The sequence below is a fragment of the Flavobacterium esculini genome, assembly GCF_048284325.1.
GTDB lineage: Bacteria > Bacteroidota > Bacteroidia > Flavobacteriales > Flavobacteriaceae > Flavobacterium.
Window position 1 is genome coordinate 338,104 of record NZ_JBLVPI010000002.1, and the last position, 20,966, is coordinate 359,069.

The following is a 20,966-nucleotide window of genomic DNA, read 5'->3' on the forward strand; positions in this document are numbered from 1 at the left end:
CTATGAAAATAGCCTTTTTGACTCCTGAATATCCACATTCGAAAACTGGAACCTATGGAGGTATTGGTACGAGTATAAAAAATCTGGCTACAGGACTTTTAGCGGAAGGTTGTTCGGTTCGAATTTTGGTGTATGGTCAGAAAGAAGAAGGTGTTTTTGATGATGAAGGTATACTGATCCAACAAATACGTAATGTGAAACTCAAAGGATTGTCGTGGTATCTTACCCGAAAAAAACTCCAAAAAATAATAAATGCATTATACGAGAAAAAGGAAATCGATTTGGTGGAAGCACCGGATTGGACCGGGATAACTTCTTTTATTTCTCCCAACAAATGCCCTATTGTCATTCGATTGAACGGTTCGGATACTTATTTTTGTCATTTGGATCAGCGTCCTGTAAAGTGGAACAATAAATTCCACGAAAAACGAGCGTTGCAAAAAGCTGATGCCTTACTTTCAGTAAGTCAGTTTACAGCAGATAAAACAAATGAAGTGTTTGGTTTAGATAAGAGATTTATCATTATTCCTAATTCTATTGATGTGAATTTATTTAATGAAAATAATAATGCTATTGAAAATACTACAATTCTTTATTTCGGAAGTTTAATCCGCAAAAAAGGACTCTTTGAATTGCCATTCATTTTTAATGAGGTAATCGAAAAATACCCTAAAGTTACCCTTGTTCTAGTGGGAAAAGACGTTCCTGATGTTATGTCAGGGAATCCATCCACTTGGCAGATGATGCAGGGATTGTTTACAGAACAAGCACGAGGAAATGTGGATTATTTAGGAGCTGTTCCCTATCAGGATATAAAAAAGCAAATCAGCGAAGCAACTGTCTGTGTATTTCCTACATTTGCTGAAGCCTTACCTGTTTCGTGGATTGAAGCTATGGCGATGCAAAAACCAATTGTAGCTTCCAATATCGGTTGGGCCACTGAAGTGATAGATGACGGAATTAATGGTTTTTTAGTGCATCCAACTCATCATTGGGAATATGCCACTAAAATTATTCAACTATTGGAAAATGTCAAATTACAAAAAGAATTTGGTGTCGCAGCGAGAAAAAAGATAACTGATAAATTTAGTATAGCAATCGTTGCACAAGAAAGTTTGTTGTTTTATAACTCTTTAATAGGATAAGTTTTGATTATTGTTTATCATATAAATACTAAAATTATAGCGGTGACGGCTTTAGATAATCAAAAAATTGAATTTGATTATCAAGGGACAATTGCAAGTGGTTTACAAAAGATAGCAAAACAATTTCCAGAAAAAAAAATACTTTGGTGTCATTCAGCTGTTAAAGAACAGTTGAATTTAGAGGCCATAAAAACGCTGTTTCACCACGATAAAATGATGTTGTCTTTTTCCTCATCACAACATCATTTTTTTGACAGTAAAATAGGTTACGTTGAGGAGTCTTTATTCATTAATGTCAATAAAAAAGTATCTTATCCAACCTGGCAAATGAGCAGTGTTGTTGGTGTAATTCATGCTTCTGTTTTAAATGCACTAAGTGATGAAATATTTTGCGATTCTAATTTTGATTATTATCTGAGTTCTATAGCAAAAATAGGAATGCCTTTAGGTTTACTTTGCTATTCTGAACCAGGACTCTTAAAGTCAAGAGAATTAAAAAATATCCTTATATCCAAAGCAAGTATTTATACTCTTTTTCGATTTGTAAAGCAGCATTATAAGACCCAATGGGTGTTTCTATTGTTATTAAATTTGGCCTTGTATAAAAGGAAATTTCCTATACTCCCTTTATTCTTTTCACTTTTTTATAAGAAAAGGAAAAATAACACTATAAATTTAGATTCTATACCTGTTCAGTCTTCAAGAAAAGTAATTGATACAAGTACTGTCGATGTCATTATTCCAACTATTGGAAGAAGCGGCTATTTGTATGATGTGTTGAAAGATTTTTCTCAACAAACACTACTGCCTAACAAAATTATTATTGTAGAACAAAATCCAGAAGAGTTTAGTAAAAGTGAGTTGGACTATATTTATGAAGAAAAGTGGCCTTTTAAAATAGAACATTTTTTTATACATCAAGCGGGTGCTTGTAACGCCCGAAATTTGGCTTTGAATCAAACGAAGAGTGAATGGGTCTTTTTGGCTGATGATGATAATCGTTTTGGCCCTAATTTAATTCAAGAAATTCTCCAAAAAATAGAGCAATATGGCAATGAAGTGGTCACGACATCCTATCTGCAAAAAAATGAATCTAAAAAAAATAGAAAAATAATCCAATGGCCAACTTTTGGAGCGGGTAATAGTTTTGTTAAAAGAAATCTTTTGAATAGCGTTAGATTCAATATGGCTTTGGAGTTTGGTTATGGTGAAGACAGTGACTTTGGGATGCAATTACGAAATCAAGGCCATGATGTGTTGTACTTCCCTGAGCCTGAAATAATACATCTAAAAGCACCTATTGGAGGGTTCAGAATAAAACCAGTACTGTTATGGCAAAAGGACTATGTTCAACCCAAGCCATCTCCAACTGTTATGTTGTACCTCATTTTGCATAATACTCAAGAACAGCTTTTCGGGTATAAAACCACTTTGTTTATTAAATATTATAAATATCAGGATATTAAAAATCCATACCGTTATTTTAAAATGTTTCAAAAACAATGGAATCAAAGCATGTTTTGGGCTAATCAATTAAAAAAAGCATCATGAAATTTTCTCTAATTATTTGCACCTATATGCGCCCAGAACCTTTAATCCAATTGTTGCAATCGGTTCAGGAACAAAGCCTATATCCTACTGAGATTTTAATCATAGATGGATCAACAAATGCGGAAACAGGGATTGTTTTAAAAGAAAATCGAGTTGAAGGTTTGAAGTATTTTTTGGTATCATCTGAACACCGCGGGCTGACCAAACAAAGGAATTATGGAATAGAGAGAGTAGGAAACAATATGGAAATAGTTTGTTTCTTAGATGATGATACTGTTTTAGAAAATGATTATTTTGAGCAACTCTTAAAAACTTACCAAATTTATCCAGAAGCTTTAGGTGTTGGAGGTTATATCATAAATGAGACTGAGTGTGAATTTGTAGGCTATAATTATGTACCTAAAATAGAGGAGTACTTTTTTGACGGCTGGAAGAGAAAAGACGGGAGCCGATTTGTTTTGAGAAAGAAGTTGGGATTAGACAGTGATTCTCCTCCGGGATTTTCATCCTTATTTTCCCATGGCAGAAGTGTTGGTTTTTTACCACCTAGCGGTAAAATATATGAAGTAGAAATGCTGATGGGAGGTGTTTCCTCTTTTAGAAAAAAAATTTTTGAAACCATAAGATTCTCCACTTATTTTGAGGGTTATGGTTTGTATGAAGATGCTGATTTTACGTTGCGTGTAGCCAAAAAAGGAAAGTTGTATTTAAATACTGCAGCCAAATTAAATCACTATCATGATGTTTCAGGAAGGCCTAACCAGTATCAGTACGGTAAAATGGTGGTTCGTAATGGCTGGTATGTATGGCGGACAAAGAATCCGAAACCACTTCTTGAAGCCAAACTGAAATGGCATTGTATTACGATACTTTTGACGATCATAAGATATGGTAATGCTTTTAATACAACTAAAAAAAAGGAAGCCTTTGTTGAAGCATTAGGCAGGACAGTAGGATGGTGGAGTTTGTGGTTGAATAAACCATCCAAAAATAAGTTTTTCCAATAAAGATAAACTACAATTATAAATATAAAAGAGAGCTTTCTTTTAACTTAAATAATAACTAAATTAAAGTTTTTAATTTATATTTATCTGAGCTTACCAAATTTTCATGAAAACAATACTTATAGCACATAATTACAGTGAAGTCTCGTTTTCAGCGATGAGTTATAATTTAGCGCATCATTTGGCTACCTTAGGGCATCAAGTTATCTTTGTTTCTCATCAACCCTATTTTTTTGAGGACCGAGTTGTGAAGAAAGAAAATGGTGAAATTAGTATTTGTTCCTGGCCTACAACGGAAAGGCCGACTTTAATAAGAGATTTTATTTGGTACGTTTCTATCTATTTTAAATATAAACCGGATGTTATTATTGGTCATTTTGTAGGGAGTAATATTTCAGTTAGTGTTTCAAAATTATTGTCTTTCGGAAAAGTAAAGACATTCGAGTACTATCACACCTTAACAGATCAGCTTTTGACTGATATAAAAAAGACTTCGATACAACAAAAGTTGTTGTTTTTTAGGAAAAAAATATTTTATAACTTATTTTGTGATGTGATTGTATGTCCATCCGCATTAGCAAAAAAAGATTTACAAGATTTTTATTTAATTGATAAGGGGCTAGTTATGCTCAATCCTATTAAGGACAGATTTGAAAGTAAAATTGCCATTGATGAAGCCAAAATTACCATATCTTACCTTGGGAGATTAGATCCCTCAAAAGGGGTGATTGATTTAATTACTGCATTTACAGCCTATAAAAATAAAGTTCCGAGTTCAAAAATTATTTTAAATATAGCAGGAACCGGGAGTCAAGAATTAGAAGTAAAAGAAATTATAAAGGATAATTTGGCAATATGTTATTTAGGAGGATTACCTTATCAGGCTATTGATGACTACTTGAATAAAAGCCATTTTGTAATAATTCCGTCCAAATATGATAACTTGCCAACTGTTGGTTTAGAATCAATGATGAATCAAACGCCTTTGTTAATTTCTAATACAATTGGTTTGGCATCTTATTTAATTGAAGGAAAGGAATGTTTTAAATTTGAACCCAATGTAGATTCAATGATATCCTTATTTGATAAAATTGAGAATAGTTTTAATCTCTGTGAACAAATGAGTTTTGATGCGAGAGCTACCTTTTTAGAAAAATTTGGTATGGATACCTATTGTAATTCTATCTCTAATATGATATTATGAAATTTGTAATCATTACTCATGTACCCCATATCATTGAGCGAAATAATTTTTTTGCTTATGCTCCCTATGTTAACGAAATGAATGTTTGGGCAAAGGATATGAAGGATTTGATATTGGTGGCTCCAATAGTAAAGTCTGAGAAAACTCTTCTAGATATAGCTTATGAACACAAAAAAATTCAATTCATACCCATTACTAGTTTTGATGTACTATCCTTACAAAACATAGTGCGTTCTGTTTTTAAAATACCAAGTATTTGTTGGCATATTTTTTTTGCAATGCGAAGTGCCGATCACATTCATTTACGATGTCCTGGAAATATAGGGTTATTGGGTTGTTTTATTCAGGTGCTTTTTCCCAATACTCCGAAAACTGCAAAATATGCAGGCAATTGGGATCCCATGTCTAAACAGCCTTCGACTTACAAATTGCAGCAATGGATTTTAAACAATACCTTTCTTACCAGAAACATGCGGGTTTTAGTGTATGGTGAATGGAAAGGAAGTTCTAAAAATATAAAACCTTTTTTTACCGCGACTTATACCGAAAAAGATAAAGTGCCACTAGTTCCAAAAAAGTTAAATGAAGTCGTTGATTTTGTGTTTGTAGGTGCTTTAGTGAAAGGAAAGAATCCAATGTATGCAATTCATTTGATAGAAAATTTATATAAAAAGGGATATTCCGTACGTTTACGGATGTATGGTGAAGGTTTAGAACGGCAGTCTCTTGAAGATTATATTTTAACGCATCAGCTGGAAACAATAATTTCATTAAAAGGAAACCAAACTCAAGAGGTCGTCAAAAAAGCCTATCAGGAAAGTCATTTTGTGATTTTACCCTCTAATAGTGAAGGCTGGCCAAAAGCGATTGCCGAAGGCATGTTTTGGGGTTGTGTACCATTGGCACCATCAGTTTCCTGTGTCCCTTATATGCTGGATGGCGGAAAAAGAGGTGTTTTACTGGAGCTGAATTTGGAAAAGGATGCTGAAAAGACAGAAATGCTTTTAAATAATCAAAAGGATTTAGATGCTAAAAGTAAAAATGCTGCGGAATGGTCCAGAAGCTATACTTTGGATGTTTTTGAACAAGAAATTGTAGGTTTGTTAAAACCCGATTTAAATTCCAAGATTAAATGAAAAAAAAATACCTGTTAGGACTCTTCTTTTTTGTTCTTGCATTATTACTCGTAATCAATTATAGAACTCCTTTTTTTCAACAAGACGGAGGCGGATGGTCTATAGGTTATGGTTCATCTGCCCGTTATCCGGAGAAGATTGCCGTGGAAAAAAACTCCATTTATTCGATCGAAAAGTTGAAAGCCCAAAATAACAGTACGGTTTTTCTTGCTGATCCCTTTTTTGTCAAAGAAAGAGATACTTTTTATCTGTTTTTTGAACATAAAAAAAATAAAGCCAATGCCGATATTGGTTTATTGACATCAACAGATGGGGAAAATTACCAGTATCAGGGAACTGTTTTAACCCAAAAATTTCATTTATCGTATCCTCAGGTTTTTAAATATAAGAACGATTTTTATATGGTACCGGAGTCTAAACAGGCGCATGCAGTGTTGTTGTATAAAGCGTATCATTTTCCTTTTGATTGGAGAATTTGTGATACTTTGATTGCTAATGTTACACTTGTGGATCCTTCGCTCTATTTGTCAGACTCCCTAAATGTTTTAGTAGCCACAGATTATAACAAAAATATGTATCTCTACCAAGCGGATTCGCTGTTTGGGAAATGGAAATTACATCAGAAACCAATTGCTTTAATCGGGACAGAAGCACGAGCGGGTGGTCGTTTTTTTGCCGATAAAAAAGGATTGCTTTTACCGGTGCAAAATTGCACCAAAGGGTATGGGTATGGGGTATCTTTGTACCGTTTCTCCTTTCATAACGGAAGTTATAAAGTGAAAAGACAAAACCCTTTTTATCTGCGAGCAAATGAAAATATACCTGCATTTACTGCCGGAATGCATCATTTGGATGTGCAGCAAATAGATGTAACCCATTACTACTATGTTTATGATGGGAATCGCTTACTAAGCAATTCTAAATATCTAAATATTAGAGGGCCACTGAAATGGAGTTATTTGGATTTAAAAAACTGGATTAAAGGAAAATGGGAATACTTCAATTAATAGATAGTTTAGATGCGGGTGGTGCTGAACGCATGGCGGTCAATTATGCGAATGCATTGGCTAAAAAAATTGATTTTTCCGGATTGGTGGTGACACGGAAAGAAGGGCCCCTTTACAATCAGATTGATAAACAAGTTTCGTATTTGTTTTTAAATAAGAAAAGAAGTGTTGATTTAGCGGCATTATTTAATTTGATGCGTTTTGTTAAAAAAAATAAAGTTACCATAGTTCAGGCGCACAGTACGTCTTTTTTTCTGGCCTTTCAATTAAAGTTAGTTAGTCCTTCGATTAAAATAATTTGGCATGACCATTATGGTGATAGTGAGTTTCTAAATAAAAGACCATCATTGGCTTTGCGACTGATTGCTCCTTTTTTTAGTGGAATTATTGCGGTCAATCAAAACCTAAAAAATTGGGCTCGGGAAAATTTATATTTTGAGAACTGTACTTATTTTCCCAATTTCCCATCTGATGAAAAGAATCTTTTAGGGGATACTATATTAAAGGGGACTACTGGAAATCGGATTGTTTGCTTGGCCAATTTAAGGGTGCAAAAAAATCATTTTTTATTGTTAGAAATAGCAAAAAAAGTGAAACTCTCTCATTCGGAATGGACTTTTCATTTAGTAGGGAAAGATTTTCAAGATGATTATTCCAACCAAATTAAGGCGTTTATTATTGAAAATAATCTAACCAAAAATGTGTTTCTTTACGGTACTAAACAAGATGTGAAATGTATTTTACAACAATCAACAATAGCTGTTTTAACGTCTCAATCCGAAGGGTTGCCTGTGGCACTTTTAGAATATGGCATGCAAAAAAAACCTGTTGTTGTAACTGATGTGGGAGAAATTTCATCAGTGGTTAAAAATGGAGAAAATGGTTTCCTCATCAAAGTTAATCAAGAACAACTGTTTTATTGCGCCCTCGTTGCATTGATGGAAAGCGATGCTTTGCGAGTTGATTTTGGGAATGCATTTTATAATACCATTGTCGAAAATTATTCAGAAGAAAGAGTAATGAAGAAATATTTAGATTGGTTGCAAACTATTTAAAATGAAAAAAGAAGAACAGTTTTATTTGTATTTGATTCTTTTCCATGTTATCATTGGAGCATTAGGATACGTATTACCCTTTACCACTAAAATATACGGTTATTCCATTTTTATATTTGGAGCCTATTATATCATCAAAAAACAAAACAGGAATAACGAAGCCCTTATTGTTGCTGCCTATGTGGTGGGCAGTGAAGTTTTTTTGAGAATGACAGGAGGGAATCCCTTATATGAAATTTCTAAATATGGGGTAATCGTTTTTCTTTTTATGGGCATGTATTTTAGCGGATTCTCCAAAGGCGCCACACCCTATTGGCTGTTTTTGTTATTGTTGATTCCAGGGGTGGTGCTGTCCACTTTTGTATTGGATTTTGATACTAATATCAGGAAAGCCATCGCTTTTAATATTTCGGGGCCAGTCTGTTTAGGCGTAGCATCCTTGTATACGTATAGGCGAAAAATGGCCTTGGATCAGATTAATGACATTATACTCAGTATGGGACTTCCCATTATTACTTGTATGGTGTACTTGACTTTATACACACCTAACGTTCGGGATGTAATCACCAGTACACAATCGAATTTTGAAACTTCGGGGGGGTATGGCCCCAATCAGGTGGCTACTTTTATGGGCTTGGGGATGTTTATTTTTTTTTCGAGAGTTATATTAGAGTCTCCGACTAAATTTATGTTAGTAATGAATTTAATAGTTGCTCTTAATATTAGCTATCGTGGGATGCTTACATTTTCAAGGGGAGGAATGATTACAGGTTTCTTAATGATTGTGTTGTTGTTGCTTTTCTTGTATTTTAAATCGAATTACAAAGGACGCGTAAAACTCAATTATATTATTGTATTTGTGACTTTGGCCATGATGACAACTTGGGGCTACACCTCTTTCCAAACAGGGGGGCTTATCGATAAACGGTATGCTAATCAAGATGCAAAGGGCAGAGTCAGGGAAAGTCAATTGACCGGCAGAGAAGATATAGCGCGCGATGAGATAAGCATTTTTTTTGAGAACCCCATTTTTGGAGTAGGGGTAGGAAAAGGGGTAGAGGTTAGAGCAGAACAAACTGGTGTTAAGGTATTGTCCCATGATGAAATTACCCGTATGATGGCGGAGCATGGGACGTTAGGCATCTTAGGTTTATTAATATTATTTTTTACGCCGTTGGTTTTATATTTAGAGAACAAGTTCAATATGTTTATGTTGTGTTTTGTTACTTTTTGGTTTTTAACGATTAACCATGCCGCTATGCGAACTGCGGCTCCTGCTTTTGTATATTCGTTGTCCTTGCTTAATGTGCAACTAGGGAATTCTAAGAAAGACAGAAAAGAGGATTAAGTATGAGCTATTAAGTATTAAGTTGGTGTCTCAAAAATGAAGTTTAAGATTAATTAAACCTGTTGTGTGTTAAAATATGTGTATGTGATTTTCGTTTTACCCCAGCCTTAACGGCAGCCGGAAATTTAGCGCTAATTTTTTAATAAGAATGTTTTACTTTTAAATATCTCTTTAGATAAGCAATAAGGTCAGATTAGGCGTGTACCCCTTATTTGGCTTATATTCTCAATACTGTTTTTTTATTTCATTGTTAATTATGAAGGCTTAAATAAATTACTTCGTTTTAAAAGAGGAATTTGTTAAAATAATTAACATTTCTTAGAATGATATGTGTTCAAAATGGCTAAATTGCACCAGTAATACTAAATACCACTCATGTTTTCAGTAGACAAGATACATTTTGAAATATCAGAGCGGAAGATGATTCTTCGTTTTTTTGATGTTTTCTTTGTTTTGGGTGCACTCTTTTTTGTTGGTAAAGTGTTCGGTTTTGATTATTTTACTTTTTCTACTATTAATTTTTATTGGACCATAGTTTTGGCTATTTACCTGAATTTTTTTGGGACGATATTCGAAATGTATAATCTTCAGGTAGCCAGTAATCATTTTCAGATAGTTCGAAGTGCCATTATTACTGCATCAACAACTGTTTTAGTTTATTTGTTAACACCGGTTTTTTCTCCGGAATTGCCTTCGAAAAGAATTGAAATCCTAGTGTTTTATTTGGTTGTATTTGTGGCTTTGTTTTTATGGAGAATGTTCTATGTTAAGTTTTTAGCATCCAATCGGTTTCTTCAAAATGCAGTTTTAATATGTGATAAAGAGCAGGTAGAAGAGTTGATTTCCGGATTAGAGCATATTGATCCCCATTATAAAATAATTGCGTTTGTCCATGCTGATGCCGCCGAAGATGAAACAGCCGAATACCAGTATGTGCCTAACATAAAGAGAGACGACTTGTTTTTGTTTGTGAAAGAAAATTTCATATCAGAGATTGTGATAGCTTCCCAAAAAACGGAAGGGATTACCGCTGAATTATACCAACAATTACTACATTTACTGGAATCTGGAAGTATTATTCGGGAGTATACCCAAGTTTATGAAAGTAAAACGCAACGCATACCCGTGCATTATATTTCCAGAGATTTTTATCGCTTTTTCCCCTTTAGCCGAAGCAACCATAATAAATTATATTTGTTAAGTGTCCGGATTGTTGAAATTGGCACTTCTATGCTTGGATTGTCGATTGCTCTTGTTTTATTCCCTTTGATATTAATTGGAAATGCCATAGGAAACAGAGGAAAGTTGTTTTATACCCAGGAACGTGTGGGTAAAGACGGTGTTGTATTTGAAATTTTGAAATTCAGGACGATGATTAGTAATGCTGAATCCAACGGAGCTGTTTTTACGACCACAAACGATTCGAGGGTAACAGCATTCGGAAAATTTTTAAGAAAAACCAGAATTGATGAATTTCCTCAATTTATAAATATTCTAAAAGGGGATATGGCCGTCATCGGTCCGCGTCCGGAACGTCCTTTTTTCGTCAAGGAAATAGCTGAAATAATGCCTTTTTATGAAACACGACATATTATCAAGCCCGGTCTTACGGGTTGGGCACAAGTGAATTATGCTTACGGAGTGACTATTGATGACAGTTTGATAAAATTGCAATACGACTTGTATTATATCAAACATCGAAGTATCTTTTTGGATTTAAGTATTGCCTTTAAAACAATTACCACGGTGTTGTTTTATAGAGGGCAGTAATGAAAACAAGAAAAAAACAAGGTTTTCAGTTAAATGACTTTCTATTTTTATACCGCGTTTTTGAAAAGGCGAAGCTCGGGACTCTCAAAAGGGGGATTAAGTGGGAAATTTTTATGCTTTTCTTTAAAAAGAATGCTGATGTTTCCATTGTTAAATAATAATTGGTATCCGTCTTTTATTCTGAATCGCCAGTCGAACTAAAATAATCATACTTGAAATTACCAAAGGAAGCACAATTAATAAATGTGCTTTGTTGATTAGAATAACCAAGTAGATCAGTAGTGAAAAGAGGTTGAACACAGCCAGTTTGTAAATTCCTTTTTGGTTTTTCTTTGAATAAAAATACAGCAGACCTAATAATGTTGGGTTAAACAACAGGATGTTGTAATTGTAGGTCAATTCATGGTGCTCTGAATAAAATCCCACAAACACAAAGAATATCCCTAACAGTGCCATCATGATGAGGTAAAAGAGACTTATACTTTTCTTATTTATCAGCACAATGAATCCAAGTATAATTACATAAGTATACCAGTTGTTCCACCAAGACCCGGTAGTTTCATGGTCGAATTCGATTATTGTTTTGTTTTCGGGAGCGAGGGGATGGTTCTGGAAAGAAACTTTTTTTAGGCTTTCTTGTAATTCAAAAGGTAAAAAAATCTGGGTACCCAAACCGTCTACTTTTTTACCAAATATAATACTGGTTCCTAATTTTTCATAAAAGTGATTGTCAAAATAAGGATACAATATAGTTCTATAACTGATGTCAGTATCTGCGTTCTTTACAATTGCGACAGTGTCTAATGTTTTATTAATGATGTCTACCACCATAGATGTACAGTTTTTGTCAATAAATTTATATGTATAATGGCTTTCGCCCGAAACTAAAGAAGCATTCAAGTTGTCAAATAACTGCTGCTTCAAAGTGGGAGGGATATTCAATTCTTGCTCATAAACCGATCTTTTCTCATACGTATATTCATTGATAAAATCAGCATAGGAATGTGCTACTGCAAAATACTGTAAATCTCCTTTGATGAATTTCAAAACAAAATTGGGAGTGTTAAAGTCAAAAGCACCATAATTATAAACCACATCGATGTTGTTGTAAATATCAGTGATGCGAATGGCAGTATGTCCAAACAAAGAGTAAGACTCGTTACCCGTTCCACAGGTGAGTACGCTGACTTTTGCTTCTTTAGATAGTAAAAGGTTTTGACCGAAACTGAAATTTACAGTTAAAAAAAGTAATGTAAAAAAGGATATTTTTTTTAAAGAAGATATATTCATTTGGGAGTACTATTAAAAATGGAACAGAGATAACACGGATTGAACAAATTTACACGGATTTTTCAGATCAGCATATAAAAGTTAACAAGAATTGTCACTAATTGTTTTGTGTAATACCATTGTTGTTTATTGATTAGAATTAGTTGTCACATCGAGCACAGTAGATAACCTTTGCAACATCTCGACTGCGCTCGATGGGACAAAAAAGGATTAACGATTGACTTAAGGGTATTAATTTCTAAACATGCCTAGATCTACTTTAACCGAAAAAATATTCGAATATAAGGCTGTACTTTGATTGCCTAAATCGGTTAATGCATAATCAATTTGAATGCCTTTGTATTTAAACCCCAATCCAATATTGGGTTGAAATCCTACTTTTTCAGTGCTGTCCAATTGTGCTACATTTTGAAAATTCCCTACGCCAGCACGCAAGAAGACCAAATCTGTATAGCCAAATTCCAAACCTACCGCAGGGTCAACACTTGCAAAATCAGTTGAAATTAAATCGTTGGTTTTCGCAAATCGCATATTCATATTGGCTGCAGCCAAAACGCTGTAATCATAATGAATGATAAATTTTTTTGCTATTCCCAGTTGTACTTTTGGCGCAGTAATCTCGGTACTTTCTGGTAATTCCTGATTTTCTCCAGGAATTGCATTGGCGATTTTTTTGTATTCGGCTTCATCGATATTCCAAACGTTATAAGTCGTTGTTATATCGCGGAGCATTAATCCAAATTGCCAGTCATTCTTTTTGAATTGTACGCCCACATCAAAACCAAATCCCCAAGAACTGGCAAATTTTCCTATTATTCGTCGGATTACTTTTGCATTTACACCGTATTGAAATCCGGGAACGGGAAGTTTTCGTGCGTATGAAAAAGTAAAACCATAATCGGCGGTAGAAAAAAGACTGATTCGGTTGTAGTCAATGTTGCCTTGACTGTCTATTAATTCAGTGGTGTTTAAAATATCGTCCACACCAAAACGAATTAAAGAAATCCCCCAGGCGCTGCGGTCATCTATAGGACTGGCGTATGCCAGGTAATCGTATTGGGCAATATTAGCAAAATAATTGGCATGCATTAGCGCAACCTGATGGTCTTCCAAGTGAATCAATCCTGCTGGATTCCAATACCCAGAATTGACATCATTTGTTGAAGCTACAACCGCATTTGACATACCCAAAGCGGCGGCATCAACGCCGATATTCATAAACTCATTGGAGTATTTCCTCGCAGTCTGGCTGTAATTTAAGGTGTAAACCAAAAACAATAAAAATAAGGGGACTTTTTTCAATTGAACTATTTTTACAAACCGAAAGCCTGTTTAATTTTTATCAAAAATATAATTTTTTACTGAGGTTATTTCTTCCTTTCGATAAATATATGGAAACAAGAATCGGCTGTTGAAAAATCTCTATTAAAAACGTACTTCTCCTTCACTTATTATGCTAAATTTGCCAACTTTGGTTCACTAAACTTAATAACTATGAATATTAAAAAGCACATCCCTAATATAATTACCTTGCTTAATCTTTTTTGCGGTTGCATTGCTTTGGTTTTTGCATTTCATAGTAATTTTGAGATGGCTTTTTATTTTGTTTGTCTGGGTATATTTTTGGACTTTTTTGATGGGTTTTTCGCCCGATTATTTAAGGTGTCCAGTCCGTTGGGTCTGCAGTTGGATTCTTTGGCTGATATGGTTACCAGTGGCGTTGTTCCCGGTTTAGTGATGTACCAAATGATGCTGAATGTTTCGACGACTATGTCCGCTAGTTTTATGGGAATTTTTCCTTATTTAGGTTTTATTATCACTTTGGGTTCTTGTTATCGCTTGGCAAATTTCAATATTGATACACGTCAAACGGATTCTTTTATTGGTTTGCCAACCCCAGCCAATGCCTTATTTATTTTAAGTTTGCCTTTGGTTCTAAAATATTCGGATTCTATTTTTGTTCTCGAAATTTTCACAAATCCATCGCTTTTATTGGGAATTACTTTAGTAAGCGCTTATATCCTGAATGCTGAAATCCCGCTATTTTCATTTAAAATTAAAAATTTTAATTTTAAAGATAATGCACTTCAAATGATTTTTCTGATTATTTCTCTTTTGTTATTGGTTTTCTTTCAATTTTCAGGAATCCCTTTGCTTATCATTTTTTATGTTTTACTGTCGGTATGGAATAATAAAGTGCTGAAAAAGTAGTTTTTGAATGAGAAAAAAAACGGTCAGAAGACAAACGATGTTAACTCGTAGGCCTAAAAAGAAAGCGTCTGTTTTCTCAGGGAAGCTCGTGCGTTTCTCAATTATTGCTTTTGGTGTCTTACTTATTCTTGGGTTTGGCTTTCATTACCGCAATGGATTAGCGTATTATTTTAGTTTTAAATCGAATAAAGTACTCCGCGAAATAGCTGAAGGTAAGCGCCTTTCAGATGTTCGAAATTTTCAGGTTTTGGAAAAACACGAAGGGAAAAGTATTGGTTTGGATGTTTCGGAGTATCAGGGAAAAATTAGTTGGTCTTATGTAGACACTTTAGAAAAAAAATATCCCTTACACTTTGTGTTTATTCGTGCCACAGTAGGAAAAGACAGAAAGGACCGTCAGTTTAACCGGAATTGGCTTGGCGCCGAAGAAAATGAAATGATTCGTGGAGCTTATCATTATTACCGTCCCAACGAAAATTCACTAGAGCAAGCGAAGCTTTTTATTAAAACAGTGACACTTCGAAAAGGAGATTTGCCACCTATTTTAGATATTGAAAAATTACCTAAAAATCAATCGTTGGATAGCCTGAAAGTGGGGTTAAAGCGCTGGCTGAAAGCCGTGGAATTGCATTATGGGGTGAAGCCGATTATCTATACCGGGGAGAAATATTACGATGATTTTTTGAAAGATGAATTCAGTGATTATCTTTTTTGGATAGCCAATTATAATTTTTATAGGGAAGAAATAGAGGACGATTGGCTGTTCTGGCAGTTCACTGAAAAAGCATCGATTCCGGGTATAAAAGGAAATGTAGATATCAATATTTACAATGGTGATTTACAGCAGTTGCGGTATATTACTGTGGAGTAGTGTTCAGATTTCAGATTAAGAATGTTAAACATCCTATTCGATTTCCATGGGTTAACTGGTATCTGAAATCTGCTAATCGTATTCTGATTAAAACTCCAATTTCTTCTTTCTCAACTCAAAGTTTTGTCCAAGATAGACGCGACGTACCATTTCGTCTTCCACTAGTTCTTCCGGAATACCCGCTTTTAAGATTCCACCTTCAAACATTAAATAAGTTTTGTCAGTAATAGCTAGTGTTTCCTGAACATTGTGGTCGGTAATAAGAATACCGATATTTTTATTTTTTAATTGGGCTACAATTCGTTGAATGTCTTCAACAGCTACAGGATCAACACCAGCGAAAGGCTCGTCCAGTAATATAAATTTTGGATCGGTAGCAAGACAACGTGCAATTTCAGTACGACGGCGTTCTCCACCGGAAAGTAAATCGCCTCGGTTGGTACGGATGTGTTCCAGGCTAAACTCTTCGATTAAACTTTCCATTTTAGCTTCTTGTTCGGCTTTGGATAATGATGTCAGTTGTAAAACGCTCAATATGTTGTCTTCGATGCTTAATTTTCTAAAAACAGAAGCTTCTTGTGCTAAATAACCAATTCCCTGTTGTGCTCTTTTATACATAGGGTAATCGGTAATGTTCAAATCATCAAGGAATATATTGCCTGAATTTGGTTTAACCAATCCTACAATCATATAAAAAGAAGTCGTTTTTCCGGCGCCATTAGGTCCCAAAAGTCCCACGATTTCGCCTTGATTCACTTCTACCGAAATGCCTTTTACAACACTGCGACCTTTATAGGTTTTTACAAGATTTTCGGCTCTTAATTTCATTTTTTTTTAGTTTAATCGTTGATTGTTTAACTGTTTAATCGTTCAAATAAACGAATAAACAATTAAACGATTTTGCTTCTTAACAATTATTTCACAGCGTTTTCTTCCAGTGCTTCCCAGAATTCGTATGCTCTGCGCAAATGAGGTATAACAATAGTCCCACCAACAAGTGTAGCGATTCCCATAGCTTCCATCATTTCTTCTTTGGTTACACCTTCTTTGAAGCTGGTTTCCAAATGGTATTTAACGCAATCGTCACAACGTAAAACAGTTGAAGCTACTAGTCCCAGTAATTCTTTTGTTTTTACATCCAAAGCTCCTGTGGCATACGCATTCGTGTCTAAATTGAAAATACGCTTTACAATTTTATTGTTGTCAGCCAATAATTTTTCGTTCATTTTAGAACGGTATTCGTTGAATTCTTGAATGCTATCAGCCATTTTCTTTTTTTTGATTTCGTACTACAATTTTTGAAATTAAGATACTTGCTTCGTAGATTATTAACATCGGTATGGCAACAATTGTTTGACTAACCACATCGGGAGGCGTAACAATCGCGGCAACGATAAGTATTATTATGACCGCATATTTCCAATATTTTCTTAAAAATTCAGGCGTTACTAATCCTAGTTTAGTTAGGAAGTAGATGATTATTGGTAATTCAAAAAACAATCCGCTGGCAATAACACTTGTTTTTACCATGCTGATATACGAGTCAATGCTGAATTGATTTTTTACTACGGCACTTACTTTGAAAGTGGCGAAAAAGTTAACGGACATGGGTACCACTACAAAATAGCCAAATAAGACTCCTAAAAAGAATAATAAGGATGAAACAAAAATGAAAAGTTTTGCATGCTTTTTTTCTTTTTCATACAAAGCAGGACTGATAAATTTCCATATTTCCCATAAAATATAAGGGAAGCCAAGAATGAATCCAGCTAATATACAGGTCCAGACCAATACATTTACCTGTCCTTCCATATCCGTATTCTGGATGATAAAAGGCATTTCAGTTACGCAAATACTATCTGCAAAACCTAAGGCATGGGATAAATCGCAAAAAAAGCGGTAGGTGATAAAATTTGCATTTGTTGGTCCAAAAATGATTACATCAAAAATATAATCACTGATAAAAAAAGTAACGGTAGCAAGAATCAATATTGCAATAGTACTTCGAACCAATAACCATCTTAATTCTTCAAGATGATCTAAAAACGACATTTCGTTTAAGTTTTTCTTCGCCATTATACTATTCCCTCTTTTAAAATATCGTGTAAATGTAAAACGCCTTTGTATTCACCATTGTCAACCACAACTAATTGTGTGATGGAGAAGTCTTCCAGGATATTCAATGCCTCTACAACCATAGCTGTAGATGGTATTAGTTTTGGATTTTTTGTCATAATGTCTTTTGCGGTCAAATCAGCGAATGAATCTCTGTCATTTAGCATTCTTCGAATGTCACCATCGGTAATAATTCCGACAATTTTATCCTGATCTACAACGGCAGTTACACCGAGACGCTTTTCGGAAATTTCGAAAATAACTTTTTTTATCGAAGCATCCGGAGCAACCATCGGTTTCAAAGTATGTTCCAACATGTCTTTCACGCGGAGTAATAATTTTTTGCCTAAAGCACCGCCTGGGTGGTATACAGCAAAATCTTCCGGTTTGAAATCGCGCATTTCCATAAGACAAACAGCAATAGCGTCGCCCATTACTAATTGAGCGGTAGTGCTATTGGTGGGAGCAAGATTGTTCGGGCAGGCCTCTGCATCTACTGTGGTGTTCAAGATAAAATCGGAACCTTTGGCAAGAAAAGAAGTCATATTGCCTGTAATTGCAATTAAGGTATTGCCAAAACGTTTTAAAAGCGGTACCAAAACTTTTATTTCCGGGCTATTGCCACTTTTCGAAATACAAATGATGATATCGTCATTTTGAACCATTCCTAAATCACCATGAATCGCTTCTGAAGCGTGAAGAAATAGAGAAGGAGTTCCGGTAGAATTAAAGGTGGCTACCATTTTTTGAGCAATAATGGCGCTTTTTCCAATACCTGTCACTACTAATCTTCCTTTGGAATTATAAATGTTTTGGGTAGCTTCAATGAAGTTTTCATCAAGAAATTCAGTTAGTTTGGCAATCGCTTCACTTTCAGATAAAATAGTTTTTTTGGCACTGGCCAATATATTTTCTTTACTTATCAAAACAGAATGGTTAAAGTTTGTATGTTTAAAAGAATTTTGTATCTTTATGTGATGCAAATTTATACAAAATACCACATAATCAAGAATGAATTCAAACGAAATTGATATCCACAAAGAATTAAAAAAATATTTTGGCTTCAGTCAATTTAAAGGATTACAAGAACAAGTTATTAAAAGTCTCCTGGATGAGCAAAACACGTTTGTGATTATGCCTACAGGAGGAGGAAAATCGCTCTGTTACCAATTGCCTGCTTTAATTCAAGAGGGAACCGCCATCGTAGTTTCGCCTTTAATTGCTTTGATGAAAAATCAAGTTGATGCCATTCGTAGTTTATCTTCTGAAAATGGTGTTGCCCATGTTTTAAACTCTTCTCTTACTAAAACCGAAATTACCCAAGTTAAAAAGGATATTACTTCCGGTTTAACTAAGTTGTTATATGTTGCCCCGGAATCCTTGACCAAAGAAGAGTATGTTGCTTTTCTACAAACGGTGACTATTTCCTTTGTGGCTATCGATGAAGCCCACTGTATCTCTGAGTGGGGTCATGATTTTAGGCCTGAATACAGAAATCTAAAACACATCATTAAGCAATTAGGGGATGTTCCCATTATTGGTTTGACCGCTACGGCTACGCCAAAAGTTCAGGAAGATATTCTAAAAAATTTGGATATGACTGATGCCACTACTTTTAAAGCATCATTCAACAGACCTAATTTATATTACGAAGTACGTACTAAAACTAAAAATGTAGAATCGGATATTATCCGTTTTATAAAACAGCATAAAGGAAAATCAGGAATTATCTATTGCTTAAGCCGCAAAAAAGTGGAGGCTGTTGCCGAAGTTTTGCAGGTAAACGGAATAAGTGCGGTCCCTTATCATGCGGGACTGGATGCTAAAACCCGTGCCAAACATCAGGATATGTTTCTTATGGAAGATGTTGATGTAGTGGTAGCCACTATTGCTTTTGGAATGGGAATTGACAAGCCGGATGTCCGTTTTGTGATTCACCACGATATTCCTAAATCACTGGAAAGTTACTATCAGGAAACAGGTCGCGCAGGTCGTGACGGTGGCGAAGGACATTGTCTGGCCTATTATTCCTATAAAGACGTGGAGAAACTAGAAAAATTCATGTCAGGGAAACCTGTTGCTGAACAGGAAATTGGTTTTGCCTTATTACAAGAAGTGGTGGCTTATGCTGAAACATCGATGTCCAGAAGAAAATTTCTGCTTCATTATTTCGGAGAGGAATTTGATGATGTCAATGGCGAAGGTGCTGACATGGACGATAATGTCAGAAATCCAAAAACAAAAGTCGAAGCCATTGATCAAGTGGTGAAATTACTGGAAGTAGTTCGCGATACGAAACATTTATACAAATCAAAAGAAGTTGTTTTTACGTTGATAGGCCGTGTGAATGCAGTCATCAAAGCGCATAGAACCGATACGCAGTCTTTTTTTGGATGTGGTTCTGATCATGATGAAAAATATTGGATGGCCTTATTGCGACAAGTCCTGGTTGCCGGGCTTTTGTCGAAAGACATAGAAACGTACGGAATCGTAAAAATTACCGAGAAAGGATTGCATTTTATTAAAAACAGGGAATCCTTTATGATGTCTGAAGATCATGAGTACAATGAATCGGAGGATGAAGCTATTGTGACTGCGGCAAAATCTACGGGAACTGTAGATGAATTATTGATGGGTATGTTGCGTGATTTACGTAAAAAAGTAGCCAAGAAATTAGGCGTTCCTCCATTTGTGGTTTTTCAAGATCCATCACTCGAAGATATGGCTTTGAAATATCCGGTTTCACAAGAAGAATTAATTAATATTCATGGTGTTGGTGAAGGAAAAGCTAAGAAATACGGTGCAGCGTTTCTGGAATTAATTAGCCGCTATGTGGAAGATAACGATATTCTTCGTCCAGATGATTTAGTGGTGAAGTCCACGGGAGTCAATTCAGTAAATAAACTCTATATCATTCAAAATATTGACAGGAAGTTGTCGCTGGATGATATTGCTTCCGCAAAAGGGCTGAAGATGGACGATTTGATTAAAGAAATGGAGCAAATTGTCTATTCGGGAACCAAGTTAAATATAAAATATTGGATAGATGATATGCTGGATGATGATCAGCAAGATGAAATCCATGATTATTTTATGGAATCCATTTCTGATAATATAGAAGACGCGCTCAAAGAATTTGAAGGCGATTATGATATAGATGAATTGCGTTTGATGCGAATTAAATTTATCAGCGAAGTGGCTAATTAAAGTTTGCAATATACAGTCGCAGTTTTCAGTCTTCATACTGTCAACTGCGACT

At 34.9% G+C, this 20,966-nt stretch carries 18 protein-coding genes; 12 read left to right on the forward strand and 6 right to left on the reverse strand.

What is annotated here, in order from left to right:
* The first annotated feature begins 2 nt into the window (after positions 1-2).
* The 9 genes from ACNQGG_RS03195 to ACNQGG_RS03235 all read left to right on the forward strand — a co-directional run bounded on the left by ACNQGG_RS03195 (position 3) and on the right by ACNQGG_RS03235 (position 11,220).
* Entirely contained in the window at positions 3-1,145 is a 1,143-nt protein-coding gene (locus ACNQGG_RS03195; protein WP_417961460.1) for a glycosyltransferase family 4 protein, read from the forward strand.
* Positions 1,146-1,148: 3 nt separating this feature from the next.
* Positions 1,149-2,696: a glycosyltransferase family 2 protein gene (locus ACNQGG_RS03200; RefSeq protein WP_417961462.1), complete on the forward strand. Its 1,548-nt coding sequence runs from the start codon at positions 1,149-1,151 to the stop codon at positions 2,694-2,696.
* Positions 2,693-3,703, forward strand: coding sequence for a glycosyltransferase family 2 protein (locus ACNQGG_RS03205; RefSeq protein WP_417961464.1), 1,011 nt, complete (start codon positions 2,693-2,695; stop codon positions 3,701-3,703). Before ACNQGG_RS03200 ends, ACNQGG_RS03205 begins: the two co-directional genes overlap by 4 nt.
* A 103-nt stretch (positions 3,704-3,806) precedes the next feature.
* A complete protein-coding gene (locus tag ACNQGG_RS03210; protein WP_417961466.1) occupies positions 3,807-4,904 on the forward strand; it encodes a glycosyltransferase family 4 protein in 1,098 nt (365 codons plus the stop codon).
* A complete protein-coding gene (locus ACNQGG_RS03215; protein ID WP_417961468.1) occupies positions 4,901-6,040 on the forward strand; it encodes a glycosyltransferase in 1,140 nt (379 codons plus the stop codon). The genes ACNQGG_RS03210 and ACNQGG_RS03215 overlap by 4 nt, the downstream gene beginning before the upstream one ends.
* Positions 6,037-7,047, forward strand: a complete 1,011-nt coding sequence (locus tag ACNQGG_RS03220; protein ID WP_417961470.1) for a glucosamine inositolphosphorylceramide transferase family protein — start codon at positions 6,037-6,039, stop codon at positions 7,045-7,047. The genes ACNQGG_RS03215 and ACNQGG_RS03220 overlap by 4 nt, the downstream gene beginning before the upstream one ends.
* Positions 7,029-8,102 (forward strand): glycosyltransferase family 4 protein, encoded by a 1,074-nt coding sequence (locus ACNQGG_RS03225; RefSeq protein WP_417961472.1) that lies wholly within the window; start codon positions 7,029-7,031, stop codon positions 8,100-8,102. Before ACNQGG_RS03220 ends, ACNQGG_RS03225 begins: the two co-directional genes overlap by 19 nt.
* A 1-nt stretch (position 8,103) precedes the next feature.
* A complete protein-coding gene (locus tag ACNQGG_RS03230) occupies positions 8,104-9,450 on the forward strand; it encodes an O-antigen ligase family protein (RefSeq protein ID WP_417961474.1) in 1,347 nt (448 codons plus the stop codon).
* A 375-nt stretch (positions 9,451-9,825) separates the two neighbouring features.
* Positions 9,826-11,220: an exopolysaccharide biosynthesis polyprenyl glycosylphosphotransferase gene (locus ACNQGG_RS03235; protein ID WP_417961476.1), complete on the forward strand. Its 1,395-nt coding sequence runs from the start codon at positions 9,826-9,828 to the stop codon at positions 11,218-11,220.
* Positions 11,221-11,370: 150 nt separating this feature from the next.
* Here the strand turns inward: ACNQGG_RS03235 and ACNQGG_RS03240 are convergent, their stop codons facing one another.
* Positions 11,371-12,510: a lipoprotein N-acyltransferase Lnb domain-containing protein gene (locus ACNQGG_RS03240; RefSeq protein ID WP_417961478.1), complete on the reverse strand. Its 1,140-nt coding sequence runs from the start codon at positions 12,508-12,510 to the stop codon at positions 11,371-11,373.
* A 231-nt stretch (positions 12,511-12,741) separates the two neighbouring features.
* Positions 12,742-13,812, reverse strand: coding sequence for a putative type IX sorting system protein PorV2 (locus ACNQGG_RS03245; protein WP_470303302.1), 1,071 nt, complete (start codon positions 13,810-13,812; stop codon positions 12,742-12,744).
* A 192-nt stretch (positions 13,813-14,004) separates the two neighbouring features.
* Between ACNQGG_RS03245 and ACNQGG_RS03250 the strand changes: the two genes are divergently transcribed.
* Together ACNQGG_RS03250 and ACNQGG_RS03255 are read left to right on the forward strand one after the other, a co-directional pair.
* The gene (locus ACNQGG_RS03250; RefSeq protein ID WP_417961480.1) at positions 14,005-14,721 is read left to right on the forward strand and encodes a CDP-alcohol phosphatidyltransferase family protein; all 717 of its coding nucleotides are present in this window, start codon (positions 14,005-14,007) and stop codon (positions 14,719-14,721) included.
* Positions 14,722-14,728: 7 nt separating this feature from the next.
* Entirely contained in the window at positions 14,729-15,592 is an 864-nt protein-coding gene (locus tag ACNQGG_RS03255; RefSeq protein WP_417961482.1) for a glycoside hydrolase family 25 protein, read from the forward strand.
* Positions 15,593-15,679: 87 nt separating this feature from the next.
* On the opposite strand, the gene lptB is transcribed toward ACNQGG_RS03255, so the two are convergent.
* The 4 genes from lptB to ACNQGG_RS03275 form a co-directional block, all read right to left on the reverse strand.
* On the reverse strand, positions 15,680-16,420 hold the full coding sequence (gene lptB / locus ACNQGG_RS03260) for an LPS export ABC transporter ATP-binding protein (RefSeq protein WP_417961484.1): 741 nt from the start codon (positions 16,418-16,420) through the stop codon (positions 15,680-15,682).
* A gap of 86 nt (positions 16,421-16,506) precedes the next feature.
* Entirely contained in the window at positions 16,507-16,860 is a 354-nt protein-coding gene (locus ACNQGG_RS03265) for a carboxymuconolactone decarboxylase family protein (RefSeq protein ID WP_417961486.1), read from the reverse strand.
* A complete protein-coding gene (tatC, locus tag ACNQGG_RS03270) occupies positions 16,853-17,668 on the reverse strand; it encodes a twin-arginine translocase subunit TatC (RefSeq protein ID WP_417961488.1) in 816 nt (271 codons plus the stop codon). Before tatC ends, ACNQGG_RS03265 begins: the two co-directional genes overlap by 8 nt.
* Entirely contained in the window at positions 17,668-18,633 is a 966-nt protein-coding gene (locus tag ACNQGG_RS03275) for a KpsF/GutQ family sugar-phosphate isomerase (protein ID WP_417961490.1), read from the reverse strand. The genes tatC and ACNQGG_RS03275 overlap by 1 nt, the downstream gene beginning before the upstream one ends.
* 85 nt (positions 18,634-18,718) lie before the next feature.
* Here ACNQGG_RS03275 and recQ point away from each other — a divergent pair, with 85 nt between their 5' ends.
* Entirely contained in the window at positions 18,719-20,914 is a 2,196-nt protein-coding gene (gene recQ, locus ACNQGG_RS03280; protein ID WP_417961492.1) for a DNA helicase RecQ, read from the forward strand.
* Positions 20,915-20,966 lie beyond the last annotated feature (52 nt).

Excerpts from the sequence above, each read along its gene's own strand:
- ACNQGG_RS03195 (WP_417961460.1), top strand. The coding sequence starts at position 3 with ATGAAAATAGCCTTTTTGACTCCTGAATATCCACATTCGAAAACTGGA.
- ACNQGG_RS03205 (WP_417961464.1), top strand. The coding sequence starts at position 2,693 with ATGAAATTTTCTCTAATTATTTGCACCTATATGCGCCCAGAACCTTTA.
- ACNQGG_RS03210 (WP_417961466.1), top strand. The coding sequence starts at position 3,807 with ATGAAAACAATACTTATAGCACATAATTACAGTGAAGTCTCGTTTTCA.
- ACNQGG_RS03215 (WP_417961468.1), top strand. The coding sequence starts at position 4,901 with ATGAAATTTGTAATCATTACTCATGTACCCCATATCATTGAGCGAAAT.
- ACNQGG_RS03220 (WP_417961470.1), top strand. The coding sequence starts at position 6,037 with ATGAAAAAAAAATACCTGTTAGGACTCTTCTTTTTTGTTCTTGCATTA.
- ACNQGG_RS03225 (WP_417961472.1), top strand. The coding sequence starts at position 7,029 with ATGGGAATACTTCAATTAATAGATAGTTTAGATGCGGGTGGTGCTGAA.
- ACNQGG_RS03230 (WP_417961474.1), top strand. The coding sequence starts at position 8,104 with ATGAAAAAAGAAGAACAGTTTTATTTGTATTTGATTCTTTTCCATGTT.
- ACNQGG_RS03235 (WP_417961476.1), top strand. The coding sequence starts at position 9,826 with ATGTTTTCAGTAGACAAGATACATTTTGAAATATCAGAGCGGAAGATG.
- ACNQGG_RS03240 (WP_417961478.1), bottom strand. The coding sequence starts at position 12,510 with ATGAATATATCTTCTTTAAAAAAAATATCCTTTTTTACATTACTTTTT.
- ACNQGG_RS03250 (WP_417961480.1), top strand. The coding sequence starts at position 14,005 with ATGAATATTAAAAAGCACATCCCTAATATAATTACCTTGCTTAATCTT.
- ACNQGG_RS03255 (WP_417961482.1), top strand. The coding sequence starts at position 14,729 with ATGAGAAAAAAAACGGTCAGAAGACAAACGATGTTAACTCGTAGGCCT.
- lptB (WP_417961484.1), bottom strand. The coding sequence starts at position 16,420 with ATGAAATTAAGAGCCGAAAATCTTGTAAAAACCTATAAAGGTCGCAGT.
- ACNQGG_RS03265 (WP_417961486.1), bottom strand. The coding sequence starts at position 16,860 with ATGGCTGATAGCATTCAAGAATTCAACGAATACCGTTCTAAAATGAAC.
- tatC (WP_417961488.1), bottom strand. The coding sequence starts at position 17,668 with ATGGCGAAGAAAAACTTAAACGAAATGTCGTTTTTAGATCATCTTGAA.
- recQ (WP_417961492.1), top strand. The coding sequence starts at position 18,719 with ATGAATTCAAACGAAATTGATATCCACAAAGAATTAAAAAAATATTTT.